This is a genomic window from Micromonospora mangrovicola, from assembly GCF_047200535.1.
In the GTDB taxonomy this organism is placed as follows: domain Bacteria; phylum Actinomycetota; class Actinomycetes; order Mycobacteriales; family Micromonosporaceae; genus Micromonospora.
In genome coordinates, this window is sequence record NZ_JBJZOG010000047.1 from 1 (window position 1) to 19,839 (window position 19,839).

22 protein-coding genes are annotated in these 19,839 nt (G+C 73.9%); 17 read left to right on the plus strand and 5 right to left on the minus strand.

Going from position 1 to position 19,839, the window contains the following annotated elements:
* Nucleotides 1–49: 49 nt before the first annotated feature.
* Nucleotides 50–997, minus strand: coding sequence for an SDR family NAD(P)-dependent oxidoreductase (locus ACL02O_RS19405; RefSeq protein ID WP_412819512.1), 948 nt, complete (start codon nt 995–997; stop codon nt 50–52).
* 150 nt (nt 998–1,147) lie between these two features.
* On the opposite strand from ACL02O_RS19405, the gene ACL02O_RS19410 reads away from it, so the two are divergent.
* From ACL02O_RS19410 to ACL02O_RS19430, 5 genes are all read left to right on the plus strand, one after another.
* Nucleotides 1,148–1,714, plus strand: a complete 567-nt coding sequence (locus ACL02O_RS19410; protein ID WP_412819513.1) for a TetR/AcrR family transcriptional regulator — start codon at nt 1,148–1,150, stop codon at nt 1,712–1,714.
* Nucleotides 1,715–1,760: 46 nt separating this feature from the next.
* On the plus strand, nt 1,761–3,092 hold the full coding sequence (locus tag ACL02O_RS19415; protein ID WP_412819514.1) for a low temperature requirement protein A: 1,332 nt from the start codon (nt 1,761–1,763) through the stop codon (nt 3,090–3,092).
* A gap of 109 nt (nt 3,093–3,201) precedes the next feature.
* The gene (locus tag ACL02O_RS19420; RefSeq protein ID WP_412819515.1) at nt 3,202–3,714 is read left to right on the plus strand and encodes a hemerythrin domain-containing protein; all 513 of its coding nucleotides are present in this window, start codon (nt 3,202–3,204) and stop codon (nt 3,712–3,714) included.
* Entirely contained in the window at nt 3,711–4,604 is an 894-nt protein-coding gene (locus ACL02O_RS19425; RefSeq protein WP_412819516.1) for an oxidoreductase, read from the plus strand. The genes ACL02O_RS19420 and ACL02O_RS19425 overlap by 4 nt, the downstream gene beginning before the upstream one ends.
* Nucleotides 4,605–4,687: 83 nt before the next feature.
* Nucleotides 4,688–5,611, plus strand: a complete 924-nt coding sequence (locus ACL02O_RS19430; protein WP_412819517.1) for an LLM class flavin-dependent oxidoreductase — start codon at nt 4,688–4,690, stop codon at nt 5,609–5,611.
* 104 nt (nt 5,612–5,715) lie between these two features.
* Here the strand turns inward: ACL02O_RS19430 and ACL02O_RS19435 are convergent, their stop codons facing one another.
* A complete protein-coding gene (locus ACL02O_RS19435; RefSeq protein WP_412819554.1) occupies nt 5,716–6,099 on the minus strand; it encodes a MerR family transcriptional regulator in 384 nt (127 codons plus the stop codon).
* Between the two features lie 50 nt (nt 6,100–6,149).
* Here ACL02O_RS19435 and ACL02O_RS19440 point away from each other — a divergent pair, with 50 nt between their 5' ends.
* A complete protein-coding gene (locus ACL02O_RS19440; protein ID WP_412819518.1) occupies nt 6,150–7,160 on the plus strand; it encodes an aldo/keto reductase in 1,011 nt (336 codons plus the stop codon).
* Between the two features lie 58 nt (nt 7,161–7,218).
* Here the strand turns inward: ACL02O_RS19440 and ACL02O_RS19445 are convergent, their stop codons facing one another.
* Nucleotides 7,219–7,449, minus strand: coding sequence for a winged helix-turn-helix domain-containing protein (locus tag ACL02O_RS19445; protein WP_412819519.1), 231 nt, complete (start codon nt 7,447–7,449; stop codon nt 7,219–7,221).
* A gap of 326 nt (nt 7,450–7,775) precedes the next feature.
* Here ACL02O_RS19445 and ACL02O_RS19450 point away from each other — a divergent pair, with 326 nt between their 5' ends.
* From ACL02O_RS19450 to ACL02O_RS19465, 4 genes are all read left to right on the plus strand, one after another.
* Complete coding sequence (locus tag ACL02O_RS19450; protein ID WP_412819520.1) at nt 7,776–8,072, plus strand: hypothetical protein; 297 nt, start codon at nt 7,776–7,778, stop codon at nt 8,070–8,072.
* Nucleotides 8,073–8,101: 29 nt separating this feature from the next.
* Nucleotides 8,102–8,335, plus strand: a complete 234-nt coding sequence (locus tag ACL02O_RS19455; protein WP_412819521.1) for a hypothetical protein — start codon at nt 8,102–8,104, stop codon at nt 8,333–8,335.
* Complete coding sequence (locus ACL02O_RS19460) at nt 8,332–9,129, plus strand: DinB family protein (RefSeq protein WP_412819522.1); 798 nt, start codon at nt 8,332–8,334, stop codon at nt 9,127–9,129. Before ACL02O_RS19455 ends, ACL02O_RS19460 begins: the two co-directional genes overlap by 4 nt.
* Nucleotides 9,130–9,217: 88 nt before the next feature.
* Nucleotides 9,218–10,117, plus strand: coding sequence for a TIGR01777 family oxidoreductase (locus ACL02O_RS19465; RefSeq protein ID WP_412819523.1), 900 nt, complete (start codon nt 9,218–9,220; stop codon nt 10,115–10,117).
* 24 nt (nt 10,118–10,141) lie between these two features.
* Here the strand turns inward: ACL02O_RS19465 and ACL02O_RS19470 are convergent, their stop codons facing one another.
* Nucleotides 10,142–11,368 carry an extracellular catalytic domain type 1 short-chain-length polyhydroxyalkanoate depolymerase gene (locus ACL02O_RS19470; protein WP_412819555.1) on the minus strand — a complete coding sequence of 409 codons (1,227 nt, stop codon included), beginning with the start codon at nt 11,366–11,368 and terminating at the stop codon, nt 10,142–10,144.
* 189 nt (nt 11,369–11,557) lie between these two features.
* On the opposite strand from ACL02O_RS19470, the gene ACL02O_RS19475 reads away from it, so the two are divergent.
* The 6 genes from ACL02O_RS19475 (at nt 11,558) to nadE (ending at nt 17,008) form a co-directional block, all read left to right on the plus strand.
* A complete protein-coding gene (locus tag ACL02O_RS19475) occupies nt 11,558–13,381 on the plus strand; it encodes a DUF2079 domain-containing protein (protein WP_412819524.1) in 1,824 nt (607 codons plus the stop codon).
* A 60-nt stretch (nt 13,382–13,441) separates the two neighbouring features.
* Entirely contained in the window at nt 13,442–14,083 is a 642-nt protein-coding gene (gene lipB, locus ACL02O_RS19480) for a lipoyl(octanoyl) transferase LipB (RefSeq protein WP_412819525.1), read from the plus strand.
* Nucleotides 14,084–14,183: 100 nt separating this feature from the next.
* Nucleotides 14,184–14,528 carry a YciI family protein gene (locus ACL02O_RS19485; RefSeq protein WP_412819526.1) on the plus strand — a complete coding sequence of 115 codons (345 nt, stop codon included), beginning with the start codon at nt 14,184–14,186 and terminating at the stop codon, nt 14,526–14,528.
* Nucleotide 14,529: 1 nt separating this feature from the next.
* On the plus strand, nt 14,530–15,762 hold the full coding sequence (locus ACL02O_RS19490) for an RNA polymerase sigma factor (protein ID WP_412819527.1): 1,233 nt from the start codon (nt 14,530–14,532) through the stop codon (nt 15,760–15,762).
* Nucleotides 15,763–15,779: 17 nt separating this feature from the next.
* Complete coding sequence (locus ACL02O_RS19495; protein ID WP_412819528.1) at nt 15,780–16,187, plus strand: VOC family protein; 408 nt, start codon at nt 15,780–15,782, stop codon at nt 16,185–16,187.
* Nucleotides 16,184–17,008, plus strand: a complete 825-nt coding sequence (nadE, locus tag ACL02O_RS19500) for an ammonia-dependent NAD(+) synthetase (RefSeq protein WP_412819529.1) — start codon at nt 16,184–16,186, stop codon at nt 17,006–17,008. Before ACL02O_RS19495 ends, nadE begins: the two co-directional genes overlap by 4 nt.
* A gap of 84 nt (nt 17,009–17,092) precedes the next feature.
* On the opposite strand, the gene aspS is transcribed toward nadE, so the two are convergent.
* Nucleotides 17,093–18,376 carry an aspartate--tRNA(Asn) ligase gene (aspS, locus tag ACL02O_RS19505; protein ID WP_412819530.1) on the minus strand — a complete coding sequence of 428 codons (1,284 nt, stop codon included), beginning with the start codon at nt 18,374–18,376 and terminating at the stop codon, nt 17,093–17,095.
* A 356-nt stretch (nt 18,377–18,732) separates the two neighbouring features.
* On the opposite strand from aspS, the gene lipA reads away from it, so the two are divergent.
* Nucleotides 18,733–19,779, plus strand: coding sequence for a lipoyl synthase (gene lipA / locus ACL02O_RS19510; protein ID WP_412819531.1), 1,047 nt, complete (start codon nt 18,733–18,735; stop codon nt 19,777–19,779).
* Nucleotides 19,780–19,839: the final 60 nt, after the last annotated feature.

The following is a 19,839-nucleotide window of genomic DNA, read 5'->3' on the forward strand; positions in this document are numbered from 1 at the left end:
CGGCCCCCCCCCCCCCCCCCCCCCCCCCCCCCTTCCGTCGTATCCGGGGTCAGCCGCGCAGGTGCGCCTCGGAGACCTCCCAGAGCCGCTCGGCGGCCTCCGGGTCCCGGGCGTACGGGGCGTAGCCGGTGCGGGTGCCGGGCTGGTTCGGGCCGGCCTCCTGGCAGTCCTCGAAGTACCGGCCGCCGATGCCGTTCAGCAGCGGTGAGGCGGCGACCAGCACCGAGGTGGCGGCTCCCTGCTCGGTGTTCTTCCAGCTCGGCGAGGCTCCGCCACCGCTCTCCGCACGCAGTCTGGCCAGCTCCTCGTCGCTGACGTAGCGCTGGAGGTTCGTCCGGATCGCGCCGGGCATGAGCGCGTTGGTGAGGACGCCGTCGTCGGCCCAGCGCCGGGTGGCGTCCACCGCGAAGAGCACGTTGGCGGTCTTGGACTGCCCGTAGGCCGCCCACGGGTCGTACGGCCGCTCGCGGAAGTGGATGTCCTCGAAGACGACCGGCGAGCGCAGGTGCGCCGACGAGCTGACCGAGACGATCCGGGCCCCCTCGGCGGCGGCGAGGGCCCGGCGCAGGCCGGTGGCCAGGGCGAAGTGCCCGAGGTGGTTGGTGGCGAACTGCATCTCCCAGCCCTGCTCGGTGCGCATCTCGGGCGAGGCCATGATCCCGGCGTTGTTCACCAGGATGTGCAGCGGCCCGTCCCAGGTGCGCACGAACGTGGCCACCGAGCCCAGGTCGGCGAGGTCGAGCGGCGCGACCAGGAGCCGGTCGTTGCCGGTCGTGCCGGTGATGTCGGTGGCGGCCCGCTGGCCGGCCTCCACGTTGCGGACGGCGAGGGTGACGTCGGCGCCGGCGGCCGCCAGCGCGCGGGCGGTCTCCACGCCGATGCCGGAGGCGCCGCCGGTGACGATCGCCCGCCGGCCGGTCAGGTCCAGGTCGCGGACCACCTCCAGGGCGGTCGTCTCGCGGGTGAACGGGGTGGTGACGGGTGTGCTGGTGGTCATGATCCATCCTTGTCGGCGTCGGCGCGGACCGGTCGGCCCCGCCGGTACGATGAGAAGCGGAGGATCCTCCGTTACGAGTCGAGCCTAACCGGAGGGCCCTCCGCTTGCCAACCGACCGCGCCCTGATGCCGACGCCCCCGAGGAGGAGCCGTGTCCGACCGACCGCTGCGCGCTGACGCGCTGCGCAACCGGCAGCGGCTGCTGGACGCCGCGGTACGCGCGTTTTCCCAAGCGGGGGCGGAGGTAACCCTCGACCGGATCGCCAGGGACGCCGGGGTCGGCATCGGCACCCTCTACCGCCACTTCCCCACCCGCGAGGCGCTGGTCGAGGCGGCGTACCGCAACGAGCTGGCCAAGCTCTGCGACGCGGTGCCGGAGCTGCTCGCGGCCGGACCGCCCGATCGGGCAATACGTGCCTGGATGGACCGCTTCGTCGACTACCTCTCCACCAAGCGGGGCATGGCCGACGCGCTGCGGCTGGCCATCGCCTCCGGCGCCAACCCGTACGCGCACAGCCGCGACCGGCTGCTCGCCGCGCTCGGCGACCTGCTCGCGGCCGGCGCCGCCGCCGGCACCGTCCGCGCCGACGTGGCCGCCGCCGACGTGCTGGCCGGGCTCAGCGGGGTCTCCCTGGTGGCTGGCGAACCGGACCAGCGGGAGCAGGCCGGCCGGCTCCTCGACCTGCTGATGGACGGGCTGCGCCACCGTCCGGGCTGAGGCGATTCCGGCCCGGCGACGGGCCGGCCGCTGCAAGACTCGTCCGGTGAGCGGCTTCGGGAGGCGAAGACGCCTCGGGCCTGCCGTGCCGATCGCGCCGGGTGCCCGGGTGGACCGGTTCGAGATCTTCTTCGACCTGGTCTTCGTCTTCTCGTTCTTCATCATCACCCGGGCCACCGCGCTCCAGATCAGCGGCGGCGCGTTGCTGCACGCCTTCCTGGTCCTCGCCGTGCTGTGGTGGGCGTGGGTGGTGCACAGCATCGTCGCCACCCGGATCCGGCTCGGCGAGGGCTTCGTGCCGGTGCTGATGACCGTCGGCATGGCGGCGCTGTTCACCTTCGCCCTGTCCCTGCCGAACGCGTTCCGGGACCCGCGCGGCAACGCCGCCGGGCCGATCGTCGCCGCGGTCAGCTACATCGTGATCCGCGGCGTGCACATGCTGCTCTACCTGCACGCCGTGCGGGACAGCCCGAACGAGCGCCGGCAGCTGCTGCGGTTCGCCCCGGAGATGATCGGCAGCACCCTGTTGCTGGGAGTGGCCGCGCTGGTCCCGCCGCAGCTCGGCGGCCTCACCTCGGCGGCGGTCGTCCGGGACGGGCTGTGGGCCGCGGTGGTGCTGCTCCAGTACAGCACCGGCATCCTCGCCGGCACCTGGGGCTGGGGAGTGGCCTCCGCCGAACACTGGACGGAGCGGTACGACCTGATCCTGATCATCGCGCTCGGCGAGTCGGTCATCTCGGTCGGCGTCGGCAGCAACCTGCTCGGCCAGCCACCCACCCTGCCGGCCGTCGCGGCGGCGGTGCTCGGCATCGTCTTCACCGCCGCGCTCTGGTGGGCGCACTACGACATGATCGGCCCGGCCGCCCGGATCACCCTGCACGCCGCCGAGGACGGCCCCCGGGTGGCCCTGGCCCGCGACGCGTACGCCTACCTCTACCTGCCGATGATCGCCGGGATCATCCTCTTCGCGCTCGGCGCGGAGGGGATCGTGCATCAGATCGCCGACCCGCACGTGTCCCCCTGGCTGCCCGCCAAGGGGCCCGGCGAGCCGCTGCTCTTCGGCGGGGTGATCTGCTACCTCTGCGGCAACATGCTGTTCCAGCTGCGCACCCTGCGCACGCTGAGCTGGACCCGGGTCGGCACCGTGCTGCTGCTGGTGGTCGGCATCCCGGTGGCCGACCGGCTCCCCGCGCTCGGCGCCCTCACCCTGCTCACCGCGATCTGCGTCGGCATGGTGGCCGCCGAGGTGCTGATCTTCGGCGCGAGCCGGCACGCACTGCGGAAGCTCGTCTTCGAGGAACGGCTCAGCCACGAGGCGCACGAGGCGGCCTGGCGGGCCCGCTGGCACCTCCCGGCGGAGCCGGACGAGGGCGAGTGACGCGGGGCCGCGGCCGACGGCCGGATCGCGTAGGGTCGCCGGCAGCGTCGCGGTGCACCCGGCACGAAGGCCGCCGTGGGCATGGAGGCGCGGGACAGCAGGGGACCATGTGCACCCATCCCACCCACCGGGCGGGCGGCTGACCGCCCTCGGCACGCAACTGATCGAAATCCACGACTGGCTCCGCGAGGAGTTGGCCCGGCTGCGCGCGGGCCTGGACTCCCCCGGCGGCGGCGGGCTGACCCGCGAGCTGCGAGCGCACTGCGTCGGGTTCTGCACGGCGCTGGACCGGCACCACACCGGCGAGGACGGCGGCGCGTTCCGCGTCCTGGCCGACCAGGCGCCGGAGCTCCGGCCGGTCCTGGCCGAACTGCGCGAGGACCACGAGGTGGTGGCGTCGATCCTCACCCGGATCGAGGCGCTGCTCGCCGAGGCCGCCGACGGCCGGTCGGTCCGGGCCGAGCTGAACGGCCTGGCCGCGCTGCTGGAGTCGCACTTCACCTACGAGGAACGAAAACTTGTCGCCGCGCTGAACCGACTGGCCGGCGGCGCCGTGAGACTGCTCGGTGTCGCGTCACCCGACGCCGCACCACACGATCCGAGGGGGACGGGGACCACATGACCACCGACACGATCGACGCCGCCGCCGCGGGCACCTGGCAGCTCGGCGACCTGACCGTCAACCGGATCGGCTTCGGCGCGATGCGGCTGACGGCGAACGCCGACGGGAGCCCGAGCGACCGGGACCGGGCGATCGCCGTCCTGCGGCGCGCGGTCGAACTGGGCGTCAACCACATCGACACGGCCGCGTTCTACTTCTCGGCGCTGCGCTCGGCCAACGAGCTGATCAACCGGGCGCTGTCGCCGTACCCGGAGGACCTGGTCATCGTCACCAAGGTCGGGCCGGGCCGGGACCTGTCCGGCGAGTGGCTGCCGATGGCCCGGCCCGACCAGCTCCGCGGCCAGGTCGAGGAGAACCTGCGCCAGCTCGGCCGGGACCACCTCGACGTGGTCAACCTCCGGGTGTACGGCCCGGAGCCCCTGGCCGAGCACTTCGGCGCGCTCGCCGAGCTGCGCGACGCCGGGCTGATCCGGCACCTCGGGGTCTCGGCGGTCCGGCAGCACCAGGTCACCGAGGCGCGCGAGATCGCCCCGGTGGTCTGCGTGCAGAACTCGTACAGCCTCGGGTACCGGCTGAGCAACGACGCCCTGATCCGGGACTGCGCGGCGCACGGCACCGCGTTCGTGCCGTTCTTCGCCCTCGCCACCAGCGGGCGGGAGGCCGGGGCGAGCGGCGTCGAACACGACGAGGTACGCGCCGTCGCCCGGGAACACGGCGTCACCCCGGCCCAGGTCCGGCTGGCCTGGACGCTGCGGCGGAGCCCGAACGTGCTCGCCATCCCGGGCACCGGCAACCCCGAGCACCTGGTCCAGAACGTGGCGGCCGGGGCGCTGCGCCTCACCGACGACGGCCTGGCCCGCCTGGAGACCGTGCACCAGGCCGCCGGCTGACTCCCCCGGCCCGGATTCGCCGGTCAGCAGAATCGGCGGGTCCGGGCTGGCCGGCACCGGCGGTACCCGGCGATGCTGGGCCGATGGCGATCTTCTCCGTGCAGGCCCGGCCCATCGACGCGACGAGCTGGGCCGACCTGGCCCGCCGGGTCGAGGCCGCCGGCTTCGACGCGCTGCTGGCCTCGGATCATCCCGGCCACGGCGCGTCGCCGTTCGTGGCCCTCGCCGCCGCGGCGGGGGTGACCTCGACGCTCGGCCTCGGCTCGTACGTCTCCAACGCCGGGGTCCGGGAGCCGGTCCTGCTCGCCACCGACGTGGCCACCCTGGACGTGGTCTCCGGCGGGCGGGCCCGGCTCGGTCTCGGCGCCGGCCACACGCCCGCCGAGTGGCGGGCCGTCGGGCGCGAGCGCCCCGATGTCGCCGGCCGGGTCCGCCGCTGCCTCGCCGTCGCCGAGGCGGTGCGGTCCCTGCTGGCCGGCGACGAGGTCACCGTCGAGACCCCCGAGCTGGCGGCCCACGCCGCCCGGCTCACCGAGCTGCGCCCCGTCCAGGAGCACGTTCCGCTCACCATCGGTACGGCGAACTCCGAGCTGCTGCGCTGGGCCGGCGCGCACGCCGACGTGGTCGGGCTGACCGGCTTCGGGCGCACGCTCCCCGACGGGCACATGCACGCGGTGCGCTGGCGGGCCGACCAGATCGAGGCGCAGCTCGCCCACGTCGCGGCCGGGGCGGCCGGGCGGAGCGGGCGGCCCGCGCTGGAGGCCCTCGTCCAGCACGTCGCCGTCACCGACGACGCGGAGGCCGCCGCCGCGACCTTCGCCGGGCACACCGACCTCACCCCCGCCGAGCTGCTGGCCACGCCGTTCGTGCTGATCGGCACGGCGGACGAGATCGCCGCGGCGGTCGCCGGGCACCGGCGCCGCTGGGGGATCACCCGCTTCGTGGTACGCGCCGACGCCGTCGAACCGTTGACGCCGGTGCTGTCCCGGATTGGTCTCGAGGGGTGACCACCGGGGACCACTTCTCGCCGCGGCCGACGCTCGCCACCGCAGCCGGCGTACGCCGGGACGTGCCCGGCGTGGCTGGGGTCCCGCCGGTCCGCGGAAGTCGTTCAGCGGGTCGGGACGGCGTCGGCGACACCCTCGTAGTAGCGGATCTTGTCACGGAGGTGGTCGTACTGGCGGCGGAGCAGGCTCATCTGCTCCTCGACCCGCTCCGCGTGTTGTTGAAGCAGCTCCCGCCGCCTCCCGGCGGTGTGCTCACCCTCCCGCGCCAGCTCGGCGTAGCGGCACATCTCCGCGATGGGCATGCCGGTGTCGCGCAGGCAGCGGAGCACGTCCAGCCAGCCCAGGTCACCGTCGGTGAAGACCCGACGTCCGCCCGCCGTGCGGTTCACCCCGGCGAGCAGGCCGATCTTCTCGTAGTACCGGAGCGTGTCGAGGCTGAAACCGCTGCGCCGAGCCGCCTCCGAGGGCGAATAGCGTTCACTCACCAGCGCAGGCTAACGCTTGACCTGGAGCGCGCTCCAGGTTGAAGAGTGGTCCCATGACGACGACACGACGACTGGGCCGCAGCGGCATCGAGGTCAGCGCTATCGGCATGGGCTGCTGGGCCATCGGCGGTCCGCTCTGGGAGGGCGAGCAGCCGCTCGGCTGGGGCGAGGTGGACGACGACGAGTCGGTACGCACGATCCACCGGGCGCTCGACCTCGGGGCGACCCTGTTCGACACCTCCAGCAACTACGGCGCAGGGCACAGCGAGCGGGTGCTCGGCCGCGCCCTCGCCGGCCGCCGAGACCGGGCCGTGATCGCCACCAAGTTCGGCTACCCCACCGACGAGGCCAGCCGGCAGGCAACCGGCATGGACGCCAGCCCGGCGTACGCCCGGCACAGCCTGGAGGGCTCGCTGCGCCGGCTCGGCACCGACCACGTCGACCTGTACCAGCTGCACGTCAACGCGCTGCCGGCACCGCAGGCGCTGGAGCTGGTCGACACGCTGGAGGAACTGGTCGCCGAAGGCAAGATCCGGGCGTACGGGTGGAGCACCGACGACCCCGCGTCGGCGCGGGCGTTCGCGGCGGCAGGGCCGCACTGCACGGCGATCCAGCACGACCAGTCGGTGCTCCGGGACAACGCGGAGCTGCTCGCGGTCTGCGACGAGTTCGACCTGGCCAGCCTCAACCGGGGGCCGCTCGCGATGGGCCTGCTCACCGCGAAGTACCAGGGCACGCCGGCCGCGCGGGGCGACGACGACGTACGCGGGGTGGCCCCGGAGTGGCTGCCCTGGTTCACCGACGGCATGCCGCGGGCGGAGTGGGCGGACCGGGTGGCGCGGGTGCGCGAGGCGCTCACCGCTGACGGCCGCACCCTCGCCCAGGGCGCGCTGGGCTGGCTGCTCGCCCGCAGCCCGCGGACCCTGCCCATCCCCGGCTGCCGCACGGTGGCCCAGGCCGAGGAGAACCTCGGCACCCTGGCGTACGGCCCGCTGCCCGAGGCGGCCTTCGCCGAGGTGGAGCGGTTCCTCGCCGACCTGCGCACCGCGCCGGCGAACGCCTGACGACGCACTGGCGCCTCGCCGGTCGGGCACGACGGCCGGCGGGGTGCCACCGGGCCGGCTACCCCTGCGGCAGTTCCTCGGCGACGAAGACACCCACGCCGTGCACGCCCTCCACCCAGCCCTGCATCTGCAGCACGAGGATCGCCTGACGCACGACGCCGGCCGAGACGCCGTGCTCATCTTTCAGTTGGGCTGTTGACGGCAACTTCTCGCCGGGCGCGAGCTGTCCGGACGCGATCTGATCACGGATCTGGTCCGCGATCTGCGCCCACTTTGCTTTGGCGGGCATGTTGACTCCCTGGTCTGCACCGCCATTCGATCACGGCCAAGCTTTACATGACAAGCAAGGACTAGATCAGCGTTGACTTTACTAGTCTTGTCTGACAAAGTTCCTCCTGACCGGCTCCCTGGTCTGCAACCCGGAGTTGGTCGTTCCGTGGAACCACCCGGCCGGCCACTCCCCCGGTTGCCGGCCGGGTGCCCCTACCCGCCGACCCGCTGTCGGCGGGCTTCGTGAGCAGGCCCGGGGCGGGTGCCGGGCGCCGGCCGACCCTGCGCGCGCACGGCCGTCCCCGCCCGCCTCGGCGCCGCACCCCGACCAAGGAGGCACCGCAGGTGGGATCAGCGACCGACCAACCGGTGGACGCGATGGAGAAGGTGCTCGGCGAGCTGCCGGTGCCGTGGTTCGTGACGGTGGCGGACGTCAAGCTCGCCCTGCGGGCGCTGCTGGTGCACCGGGCCGAGGAGTGGCCCGCCGGCCCGCTGTGCCGCAGCGACCGGACCCCGTACCCCTGCCTGCTGCACCGCTGGGGACGGCGGGTGCTGCGCTCGCGCGGCCTGCCGGACGACGTGCTCGACGAGCTGGCGGAACGCGGCGGTCTGCTGGTCGGCGTACCCGACGGGCGGCCCTGATGGGCGGGCCGCGACGGAACGCGGGACCGGTGCCGCTCGCGCCCCGGCACCGGCGGACCTGGCGGCGCGGACGGCGCTGGTGCTCGTGCGGCCTGCGCTGGGCCGCCTGCCCGGACCGGCACGCGCCGGTGCCCACCGAACCGCCCGCGCCGCCGCCGAACAGCCGCTGGTGGGACGAGGTGACCCGGGCGAACCCGCAGGTGGGGCGGGCCGGCCGGCTCACTCCGGCACAGACCTGGCGGGCCAACGGCGGCCGGTGGTGACCGGCCCACACCTGCCGCTGCGCCCGCTCTGGCTCTGCCGGGACTGCGCCGCGCCCTGGCCGTGTCCGGCCGCCCGGCTCACTCTGCTGCGCGAGTACGCCACCGACCGGGTGTCGCTGCTGATCCACCTCGGCGGGCTGCTGCACGACGCGGCCGGCCAGTTGCACACGCTGCACCCCGACGGCGGTCCGGCACCGACGCAGCTCTTCGCCCGCTTCCTCGGCTGGGCGATCCCGCGCCGCGCCGGCGGGGCCGCACGCCCGGCCGGTCTCGCCTACGATCCGGGGGTGATCGATGAACGGTTCGCGTTGCCGGCGGCGGTGGACGAACGGACCCTGCTCGACACCTTCCTCGACTTCCAGCGGGACGCGCTGGTCCGCAAGTGCGCCGGGCTCGCCGACGAGCAGTTGCGGCTGCGGCCGGTGCCCTCGTCCGGGCTGTCGCTGATCGGCCTGGTCCGGCACCTGGCCACGGTGGAGCGCTGGTACTTCCAGGCGGTGATCGCCGACGCCTTCCCCGGCGACCTGTTCGACCTCACCGACGACGAGGATGCGCCGTTCACCGCCATCGCCGAGGTCACCGGCACGGAAACCTTCGCGATCTGGCGAGAGGAGGTCGCGGTGTCCCGGCGGATCGCCGCGGAACGCCCGCTCGACGCGGTCGGCCGCTCCCCCGGCACCGGCCTCGAACACTCGCTGCGCTGGGTGCTCGCGCACATGATCGACGAGTACGCCCGGCACCTCGGCCACGCCGACATCCTGCGGGAGGCGATCGACGGCCGGACCGGCGAGTGACCGCGAGGCGCCGGTCCGCGGCGAGCGTGACGAGTGAGTGATTTCGCTCAACGCATCCGAGTCCGGCTCCGTACCGGAAGATATGAACATGCGGATCCTCATGGCCGGCGTGTCCGGCTTCCTCGGCACCCGACTGGTCGACCGGCTCACCGCCGACGGCCACCAGGTCACCCACCTGGTCCGCCGCGCCCCCCGCAACGCCGGCGAGCGGCAGTGGAACCCGTCCGCCGCCCAGCTCGACCCGCAGGTGGTCGCCGACGCCGACGCGGTGGTCAACCTGGCCGGCGCGGGGGTCGGCGACAAGCGCTGGAACGACGCGTACAAGAAGCTGATCCGGTCCAGCCGGGTGGACACCACCACCACGCTGGCCATCACGATCGCCGGGCTGCCCGCCGCCGACCGGCCCGCGGTCATGCTCAACGCCTCCGCCGTCGGCTGGTACGGCAACACCGGCGACCGGGTGGTCGAGGAGGACGCACCCGCCGGCGACGGCTTCCTGGCCGACGTCTGCCGGGTCTGGGAGGCCGCCACCCGCCCGGCCGAGGATGCCGGCGCACGGGTGGTGCGGCTGCGCACCGGGCTGCCGCTGGACCGCGACGGCGGGATGCTCAAGCCACAGCTGCTGCCGTTCCGGCTCGGGGTCGGCGGGAGGCTGGGCAACGGCCGGCAGTGGCTGCCCTGGATCTCGATGCGCGACTGGCTGGACGCGGTGGCGTTCCTGCTGGCCCGCGAGGACCTGGCCGGTCCGGTCAACGTGGTCGGTCCGGCCCCGGTCACCAACGCGGAGTTCACCCGGGAGCTGGGCCGGCAGCTGAACCGGCCGGCGGTCATGTGGGTCCCGGCGGTGGCCCTCAAGGTCGCCCTGGGCGGTTTCGCCCACGAGGCGCTGACCAGCGCGCGGGTCCTCCCCGGTGTGCTGACCAGGGCGGGCTTCACCTGGACCCACCCCGACCTGCCGAGCGCGCTGCGCGCCGCCCTCACCGGGTGAGCCGGCGAGGGCGGCGAGCGGCGGTCAGCAGCCGATGACCCAGTAGCTGGGGCCGGTCTGCTTGAGGGTGGTCGTGTAGAAGGTGTTGTAGAGGCCCATCTTCTGGTTGCTGCCCAGCGCGTAGGCGTATCCGCCGGACTGGTAGGCGCGCCCGGCGACCACGTGCGCGTAGTTGCTGGCGGTGACGCAGACCGGCGACGCCGTCGGCGACGGCGAAGGCGACGCGGTCGGGCTGGGCGACGCGGTCGCCGTCGGGGTCGGGCTGGGCGCGGTGCCGCCGCCCAGGCCGAAGAAGAGCGCGTCCCGGTACGTCGAGCAGATGGTGTCCAGGAAGTACGCAGCCGTGTTGCCGCACTGGTCGGTGGCCGAACCCGGGTCGACCGGGGTGCCGTGCCCCATCCCGGAGACCCGGTAGACGCGGACCTGGTCGTTGCCGTACACCTCCAGGCTGGTGCCGGCCGGCAGCGAGGCGGTGCTGGTCGGGGTCTGCGACACGCCGAGCACGTTGGTCCACTGGTCCCGTGACTCGGTGGCGTTGGCCACCGCCACCGTGTAGTCGCTGGTGCCGTGCCAGATCGCCACCCGGGGGCGCTTGCCGGCGTAGCCGGAGTAGGCGTTGCGGACCAGGTCACCCCACTGCGCGGGGGTCTTGTCCACCCCCGGGTTCATGCAGGTGTACGCGCTGATGGTGTCGGTGGCGCAGCGGTAGGGCAGGCCGGCGATGACCGAGCCGGCGGCGAAGACGTCCGGGTAGGTGGCGAGCATGACCGCGCTCATCGCCGCGCCGGCCGACAGGCCGCTGACGTAGATCCGGCCGCCGTCGAGGCCGTAGTTGGTCTTCGCGTAGTCGACCATCTGCTTGATCGAGAGCGCCTCGCCCTGGCCGCGGGCGGTGTCCCCGGTCTGGAACCAGTTGAAGCAGGAGCTGGAGTTGTTGGAGGACGACTGCTGGGGCACGATCAGCGCGAACTTCCACAGGTCGGCGTACTTCTGCCAGCCGGAGTTGGTGAAGTAGCCGGAGGCGTTCTGGGTGCAGCCGTGCAGCAGGACCACGGCCGGCGCGTTGGCCGGCAGGCCGTCCGGGCGGTACGCGTACATGGCGAGGTTGCCCGGGTTGGAGCCGAAGCCGGTGACCTGGGTGAGCGTGGCGGCCTGCGCGGGCAGGGCGGCGGCGAGCACGGCGGCCGCGGCCAGCACGACCCCGGCCGCCGCCCCGGCGAGCCGGGTGAGAAGGGATGAGGAGCGGCGCACGGCGACCTCCTGAGGACGGATTGTGAACTGGGTCACCCGTTGAGTTGCCGAGACGTTACGTCCGTGTTTCACGAACCCGGAATGGCCGCGACTCACACATTCATGGCCGCCGAAGTGTTGGTGGGCTGCGGGCGGAGAAGCTTACGTGTCTGACCGGCGTGTCCAGGTCCGGTTGGTAACGTCCGCTCCGTGCCGTTCTCCCCGTCCCTGGCCGCCAGCCCGTCGCCCGCGTCCGCGCCCGCCGTCCGGAACCGGCGCGCCGACCTGGTGGTGGTGCTCGCCGCGGTGGCCCTGGCGCTCTGGGTGACCAGTGGGATGTGGCGGGACCCGAACAGCCGGACGATCACCGTGAACTCCAGCGACCAGGCGCTCTTCGAGTGGCTGCTGGCCTTCGGCGGGCACGCCGTCACCCACGGGGAGAACCCGCTCTTCACCCACCTGCTCAACGTGCCGGACGGGGTGAACCTCGCGGTCAACACCTCGATCACCGTGTACGCGGTGGCCTTCGCCCCGCTGACTTACCTGATCGGTCCGCCCGCCACGTTCCTGGTGATCCTCACCCTCAACCTGGCGGCCACCGCGGTGGCCTGGTACTGGCTGCTCAGCCGGTACCTGGTGGGCAGCCGGCTGGCCGCCGGGGTGGGGGCGCTGTTCATCGCCTACTGCCCCGCGATGGTGTCGCACGCCAACGCGCACCTGAACTGGACCGCCGGCTGGCTGGTGCCGCTGCTGATCTGGGGGGTGTTCCGGCTGCGCCGCCCCGGCCGGGCGGTCGGCGGCGGGATCGCGCTCGGGGTGCTGATCGCGGTGGCCTTCTCCATCGCCGCCGAGGGGCTCTTCTTCACCGCCCTGGCGCTGGCGTTCTTCCTGCTGCTCTGGGCGCTGCACCCGGCCCGGCGGGCCGAGGCCCGGGCCGCGCTGCCGCACTTCCTGCGCGGGCTCGGGGTGACCGCGGTGGTGGCCGCGGTGCTGCTGGCGTACCCGCTCTGGCTGCACTTCGCCGGGCCGCAACGCTTCCACGGCACCGGCTTCGACCCGCTCATCCACTCCGAGGACATCGCCGCGTACGGTTCGTTCCCGCGCCGGTCCCTCGCCGGCTGGGCCGGGCTGGGCACCTCGCTGGCGCCCAACCCCACCGAGGAGAACTCCTTCTTCGGCATCCCGCTGCTGCTGCTCGCGGTCGCGTGCTTCGCCTTCCTCTGGGCCCGGGCCGACCGGGCGTTCCGGGCCACGCTGACCGCGCTGGGCGGCACCGCGGTGGTGTTCGCGGTGCTCTCCTGGGGGCCGAAGGCCAGGTGGAACGGCCGGCGCACCGACCAACTCCTGCCGTTCGGGGTGCTGGACAACCTGCCGGTGATCAACGCGGCGCTGCCGTCCCGGCTCGCCCTGGTCGTCGCACCCGTGCTCGGCCTGCTGCTGGCGTACACGGTCGACCGGCTCCGGTCCCGGCCGCCCCGGCACCGCACCACCGAGCTGGCCTGGCTGGTCGGCTTCGCCGCCGCGCTGCTGCCGCTGCTGCCCACCCCGCTGCTGACCAGCGTGCGCGAGCCGATCCCGGCATTCATCACCAGCGGCACCTGGCAGCGGTACGTCTCCCCCGGCGGGGTGCTCACCCCGCTGCCGCTGACCGTCGACGTCTATCCGGACGGGCAGCGCTGGCAGGCGTACGCGCTGGCGCACCGGCAGGGCGAGTTCCGCATCCCGGCCGGCTTCTTCCTCGGCCCCGGCGGACCGGACGGCCGGGGAAGGATCGGGCCGGTGCCCCGCACCTTCGACTCGCTGATGGACCAGGCCGGGCGGACCGGCCTGGTGCCGATCATCACCGACGGCAGCATCCGGGAGTCCCTCGCCGACCTGCACCACTGGCGGGTCGAGACGGTGGTGCTGGCCGACCGCGTGCACGGCGCGAAGTACGACGTCGACGAGGAGGCGCTGCGCCGCACCGCCACCGCACTGCTCGGCCCGCCCCAGCGGGTGGACGACGTCTGGCTGTGGAAGGTGCCCCCGGCCTGAGCCGCCGACGCGACGAGTCTCACGCCGCCGGGCCCAGGGCGACGGGTCTAGGCTGAACGGGTGAGCGTGACGACTTCCGCACTGACCACCGTCCGCGCCGGCGTGCTCGACTACCAGGCCGCCTGGGACGAGCAGCGCCGGCTGCACGAGGCCGTGGTGGCCGGCGAGCAGGGCGACACCGTGCTGCTGCTGGAGCACCCCAGCGTCTACACCGCCGGCAAGCGGACCGAGCCGTGGGACCGCCCGATGGACGGCACCCCGGTGGTCGACGTCGACCGCGGCGGCAAGATCACCTGGCACGGTCCGGGGCAACTGGTCGGCTACCCGATCCTCACCCTGCCCGATCCGGTGGACGTGGTCGCGTACGTGCGCCGGGTGGAGCAGATGCTGATCGACGTCTGCGCCGAGTTCGGGCTGACCGCCGGCCGGGTCGAGGGGCGCAGCGGCGTCTGGGTGCCCGAGGACGACCGGGGTCCGGCCCGCAAGGTGGCCGCCATCGGCATCCGGGTGGCCCGGGGCGTCACCCTGCACGGCTTCTCGATCAACTGTGACTGCGACCTGGCGTACTTCGACCGGATCGTGCCGTGCGGCATCCGGGACGCCGGGGTCACCTCGCTCACCGCCGAACTGGGCCGCCCGGTCACCGTCGCCGACGTGCTCCCGGTGGTGGAGCGGCACCTCGCCACCATCGTCGAGGTCTAGGAAACTTCCGCGGCGTGGTGTCCCGGCGGGCGCCGGGCCGATCGTCCCTATGGTGAGAGGCCGGCGACCGAACCGGCCACGGACCTCACCGGAGGCGATCATGCCCATGTACGTCGCGCTGACCTACACCGCCGACGTCGACTGGACCCAGCCGGAGTACGCCGAGGAGATGACGGAGTACACCGAGTTCGGGGCGGCGGCCGCGGCGGTGATCCGGGGTGGCCACGCGCTCTACCCGACCGCCACGGCGACCACCGTCCGGGTCTCCGGCGGCAAGGGCGGCGAGGTGCTCACCACCGACGGCCCGTACGCCGAGACCAAGGAGGCGCTGACCGGCTTCTACCTGCTGGAGTGCGCCGACCTGGACGAGGCGGTCAAGGTGGCCGCCACCATCCCGGCGGCCTGGGCCGGCGCGGTCGAGGTCCGGCCGGTCATCCAGTTCTGAGGTGACGTCGGTGCTGCCCGGTGACGCGGCGGTGGCGCGGGTGGTCCGCGAGGAGCGCACCCGCATCCTCGCCACCCTGATCCGCGTCACCGGCAGCGTCGACCTTGCGGAGGACGCCACCCAGGACGCCGTCGTCCGGGCGCTGGAGACCTGGCCCCGCGACGGCGTGCCCGACAACCCGCGCGGCTGGCTGCTGGTGGTGGCCCGGCGCCGCGCGGTGGACCTGATCCGCCGGGAGGCGAACCGGGCCGGTAAGGAGGCGGCGGCGGTGGGCCTGCTCGACCCCGTGCCCGAGCCACCCGAGGTGATCCGCGACGACCTGCTGCGCCTGGTCTTCACCTGCTGCCATCCGGCGCTGTCGCTGGACGCGCAGGTGGCGCTGGCGCTGCGCACCCTCGGCGGGCTGAGCACCGCCGAGGTGGCCCGGGCGCTGCTGCTCCCGGAGGCCACCCTGGCCAAGCGGCTCACCCGGGCCAAACTGAAGATCACCCGGGCCCGGATCCCGTACCGGGTGCCGGCGGCCGAGGAGCTGCCCGGCCGGCTGACCGGGGTGGCCGCCACCGTCTACCTGATCTTCAACGAGGGCTACGCCAGCGGCGCCGGGGCCGATCTGGTGCGCGCCGCCCTGGCCGACGAGGCGCTGCGGCTGGCCCGGCTGCTCGCCGAGCTGATGCCGGACGAGCCGACCGTGCTCGGCCTGCACGCGCTGCTGCTGCTCCAGAACTCCCGGCGGGCGGCCCGTACCGGCCCGGACGGTCGGCTGCTCCTGCTGCCCGAGCAGGACCGGACCCGCTGGGACCGGGAGGCGATCACCGCCGGGGTCGAGCTGGTCGGCCGGGCGCTGCGCCGCACCCCGGACCGTCCCGACCGGTACGTGGTGCAGGCCGCGATCGCCGCCTGCCACGCGCTCGCGCCGAGCTGGGACCGGACCCCGTGGGACGCGGTCGTCTCCTGGTACGACGTGCTGCTCAGCGTGCACGACACACCGGTGGTGCGACTGAACCGGGCCGCGGCGGTGGCCGAGCGGGACGGCCCGGCGGCCGGGCTGTCCCTCGCCGAGGCGGTCGACGGGCTGGCCGGCTACCCGTGGTGGCACGCCACCCGCGCCGAGCTGCTGCGCCGCCTCGACCGCCCGGCCGAGGCCGCCGCCGCGTACGACCGCGCGCTGGCGCTGGACCTGAGCGGGCCACAGGCCGACCATCTGCGCCGACGCCGCGCCGAGCTGCCCGGGTGACCGCGTACCCTCGTCCGGTGCGGATCGATCTCGTCACCCTCGTCGTCGCCGAGTACGACCCGGCGATCGCCTTCTACACCGAGGTACTCGGCTTCGAACTGGTCGAGGACAAGCCGTCGCTGACCAACGACGGCCGGCCGAAGCGCTGGGTGGTGGTCCGGCCGCCGGATGGCGGCACCGGCCTGCTGCTGGCCCGCGCCGACGGGGAGCGGCAGGAGGCGGCCGTCGGCGCGCAGACCGGCGGGCGGGTCGGCTTCTTCCTCCAGGTCGACGACTTCGACGCCACCTACCGCCGGATGCTCGAGGCGAAGGTGGAGTTCGTCAGGCCCCCGCGCACCGAGCCGTACGGCCGGGTCGCCGTCTTCCGCGACCTCGAAGGCAACGCCTGGGACCTGCTCGGCCCCGCCCGAAAGGACCCCCGATGACCGACGTGCTGTCGATCCAGCAGCAGATCGCCGAGGAGCTCCAGGTGCCGGCGGTCTTCGACGCCGCCACGGAGATCGAGCGGCGGGTCGTCTTCCTCGCCGACCGCCTGGTCGACACCGGGCTGACGACGCTGGTCCTCGGCATCAGCGGCGGCGTGGACTCGACCACCACCGGGCGGCTCTGCCAGCTCGCCGTGGAGCGGGCCCGCGACGCCGGCCACCCGGCGACCTTCGTCGCGATGCGCCTGCCGTACGGGGTGCAGGCCGACGAGCACCACGCCCGGGCGGCGCTGGAGTTCATCCGGCCCGACCGGGTGCTCACGGTCGACGTGCAGCCGGCCAGCGACGCCGCCCTCGCCACGCTGGTCGCGGCCGGGCTGACCTTCCGCGACGCCGCCCACCAGGACTTCGTGCACGGCAACGTCAAGGCCCGGCAGCGCATGATCGCCCAGTACGCGGTGGCCGGCGCGATGGACGGCCTGGTGGTCGGCACCGACCACGCGGCCGAGGCGGTCACCGGCTTCTTCACCAAGCACGGCGACGGCGCGGCGGACGTCGTCCCGTTGACCGGGCTGACCAAGCGCCGGGTGCGCGCCCTCGCCGCGGCGCTGGGCGCGCCCGCCGAACTGGTCGGCAAGGCGCCCACCGCCGACCTGGAGAGCCTGGCCCCGGGCCGGCTCGACGAGGAGGCGCTCGGCCTGGCGTACGAGCACATCGACGACTACCTGGAGGGCCGGCCGGTGCCGGCCGAGGTGGCGGCGGCGCTGGAGGCCCGCTACCGGGCGACCGAGCACAAGCGCCAGCTCCCCATCGCGCCCTAGCCGAGGTGCCCGGCTGCCTGGTGGCCGGCGAGCGGCTCGCCGGCCACCAGGGGCACCCCGGCTGCCCGGCGTGCTCACCCCGGGTCAGGGCGTCAACCGGTGCAGGTCACGCGGGAAGGCGGTGACCTCGCGGACGTTGGCCGCACCGGTCAGTCGGGCGACGAAGCGCTCCAGGCCGATGGCGAAGCCGCCGTGCGGCGGCATGCCGTGCCGGAACGCCTCCACGTAGCCGGCGTACGGCTCGACCGGCTCGCCGCGTGCGGCGAGGGCCGCCAGGTAGTCCTCGTGCCGGTGCAGCCGCTGCCCCCCGGTGACCAGCTCCATGCCCCGGAACAGCAGGTCGAAGCCGTTCGAGTACGCCGGCCGCGCCGGGTCCGGGTGGGTGTAGAACGGCCGCTTCGCCATCGGGTACCCGGTGACGAAGAGGAAGTCGGAGCGGTGCTCCCGGCGCGCCCACTCGCCCAGCGCCCGCTCGTGCGCCGGGGCCAGGTCGGGCTCGTCGGCCGGCGCCCCGGCGATCTTCAGCGCCTCGGTGAAGTGCACGGCGGGGATCTCCGCCGGCACCTCGGGCGCCTCGACGCCGAGCGTGGCGAGCGCCCCGCCGGCCCGGGACCCGACCGCCTCCAGCATGCCGGCCAGGGTGTCCCGGAGCGCCACCATGACGTCCCGGTGGTCGGCGACGAAGCCCAGCTCGACGTCGAGCGAGGTGTACTGGGCCAGGTGCCGGACGGTGTCGTGCGGCTCGGCCCGGAACACCGGCCCCACCTCGTACACCCGCTCGAAGACGCCGACCATCAGCTGCTTGTAGAACTGCGGCGACTGGGCCAGGTACGCGGGCCGGCCGAACCAGTCCAGCGCGAAGACGTTCGCCCCGCTCTCGGTCGACGAGGCGACCACCTTCGGGGTGTGGATCTCCACGAAGCCGCGGGCGTCGAGGGCGGCCCGGAAGCCGGCCACCGCCGCCGCCGAGATCCGCAGCGCCGAGCGTGACGGGTGGCGCAGCGCGGTCGGCGCGTGGTCGAGCTGGGTGGGCAGGGTGGCGGTGAGCGCCGGCCGGTACAGGTCGAACGGCGGTGGCACGGCCGGCGGCCCGAGCGGCCGTACCGCGGGCTCGACGACCTCGACCCCGGCGGGCGCCGTGGCGTTCGCGACCACCGTGCCGACCACCTCGACGACGGTCTCCTCGGGCAGGGATTCGAGCATCGCCCGCGCGGCCGGGTCGGCGACCACCACCTGGGCCAGGCCGGCGGCGTCCCGCACGATCAGGAAGGCCACCGACTTGAGCAGCCGGCGGCGGTGCACCCAGCCGGCGATCCGCACGGATTCGCCGACATGGCGGCTGAGCTGGGAGGACAGGATGCGTTGCACGGCGGTTACCTCCTCGATCAATCGCAACGCGATCCCCGGGAGGTGTGGGCGAGCGGGAACCTCGCGGTGCCACCACACCTTCGCCCCCGCCTGGACGGGAGCCTCGTTCGTCGCCTGATCACCGGGGCCAGCCGGGCGGGTTCTACTGGGCGCACGGGCGCCGTTCTTCCCGCAGCTCGGGAGGGTCTTCGCGTGCCGGGCCAGACCGCCTTCCAGCAACCGGCGGCTCTCTGCGCTGGCGGTTCGGCGCGCTACTCGGCTCCGTCGCAGCTTTGCCCGGGACACTAGCACCCGGAACCGGCACGTGTGACGCCCTATTTTTCGCCGCTGGTGTCCGGTGTCACAACATCTGGGGCGTGACGGCGGTCGCCCGACGTTCATCGACGGCCACCGTCCGGCGTAGGCTCGGTTTTGTGACGATCGAGCACTCCGCGCCGACGACTGAGCAGGCTGCACGCACCGCGACGGTCGCCCCCGAGGGGCGGCGCATGCTGCGGATCGAGGCGCGCAACGCCGAGACGCCGATCGAGCGCAAGCCGCCGTGGATCAAGGTCAAGGCCAAGATGGGGCCGGAGTACACCCAGTTGCGCGGGCTGGTCTCGCGCGAGGGGCTGCACACCGTCTGCCAGGAGGCCGGCTGCCCCAACATCTACGAGTGCTGGGAGGACCGGGAGGCCACCTTCCTCATCGGTGGCGACCAGTGCACCCGGCGCTGCGACTTCTGCCAGATCGACACCGGCAAGCCGGCCGAGTTCGACGCCGACGAGCCCCGCCGGGTCGCCGAGTCGGTCGCCGCGATGGGCCTGCGCTACGCCACCATCACCGGTGTCGCCCGCGACGACCTGCCCGACGGCGGCGCCTGGCTCTACGCCGAGACGGTCCGGCAGATCCACGCCCTGCGCTCCGGCTGCGGCGTAGAACTGCTGATCCCCGACTTCAACGCCGTCCCGGAACAGCTCGCCGAGGTGTTCGGGTCCCGTCCCGAGGTCCTCGCCCACAACGTGGAGACCGTGCCGCGGATCTTCAAGCGGATCCGGCCGGCGTTCCGCTACGAGCGCTCCCTCGACGTGATCCGCCAGGCCCGCGCGGCCGGCCTGGTCACCAAGAGCAACCTGATCCTCGGCATGGGCGAGGAGCGGGCCGAGGTCTCCCAGGCGCTGCGCGACCTGCACGAGGCCGGCTGCGAGCTGATCACCATCACGCAGTACCTGCGCCCCTCCCCCCGGCACCACCCGGTCACCCGCTGGGTCAAGCCGGAGGAGTTCGTCGAGCTGCGCGAGGAGGCCGAGGAGATCGGCTTCGCCGGCGTGATGAGCGGCCCACTGGTCCGCTCGTCGTACCGGGCCGGGCGGCTCTACCAGCAGGCCCTGGCCGCCCGCGAAGGGGCCGTCGCCGCCCGCTGAGGCCGGCCACCTGCGGCGTCACCCGCCGCCGGCCGCCCTCCGGATGCCATGATCGCAGGC

Bases quoted from the DNA above. Each gene is read 5' to 3' on its own strand.
- ACL02O_RS19405 (WP_412819512.1), bottom strand. From the start codon at position 997: ATGACCACCAGCACACCCGTCACCACCCCGTTCACCCGCGAGACGACC.
- ACL02O_RS19425 (WP_412819516.1), top strand. From the start codon at position 3,711: ATGACCACCGACACGATCGACGCCGCCGCCGCGGGCACCTGGCAGCTC.
- ACL02O_RS19430 (WP_412819517.1), top strand. From the start codon at position 4,688: ATGGCGATCTTCTCCGTGCAGGCCCGGCCCATCGACGCGACGAGCTGG.
- ACL02O_RS19440 (WP_412819518.1), top strand. From the start codon at position 6,150: ATGACGACGACACGACGACTGGGCCGCAGCGGCATCGAGGTCAGCGCT.
- ACL02O_RS19445 (WP_412819519.1), bottom strand. From the start codon at position 7,449: ATGCCCGCCAAAGCAAAGTGGGCGCAGATCGCGGACCAGATCCGTGAT.
- ACL02O_RS19465 (WP_412819523.1), top strand. From the start codon at position 9,218: ATGCGGATCCTCATGGCCGGCGTGTCCGGCTTCCTCGGCACCCGACTG.
- ACL02O_RS19485 (WP_412819526.1), top strand. From the start codon at position 14,184: ATGCCCATGTACGTCGCGCTGACCTACACCGCCGACGTCGACTGGACC.
- nadE (WP_412819529.1), top strand. From the start codon at position 16,184: ATGACCGACGTGCTGTCGATCCAGCAGCAGATCGCCGAGGAGCTCCAG.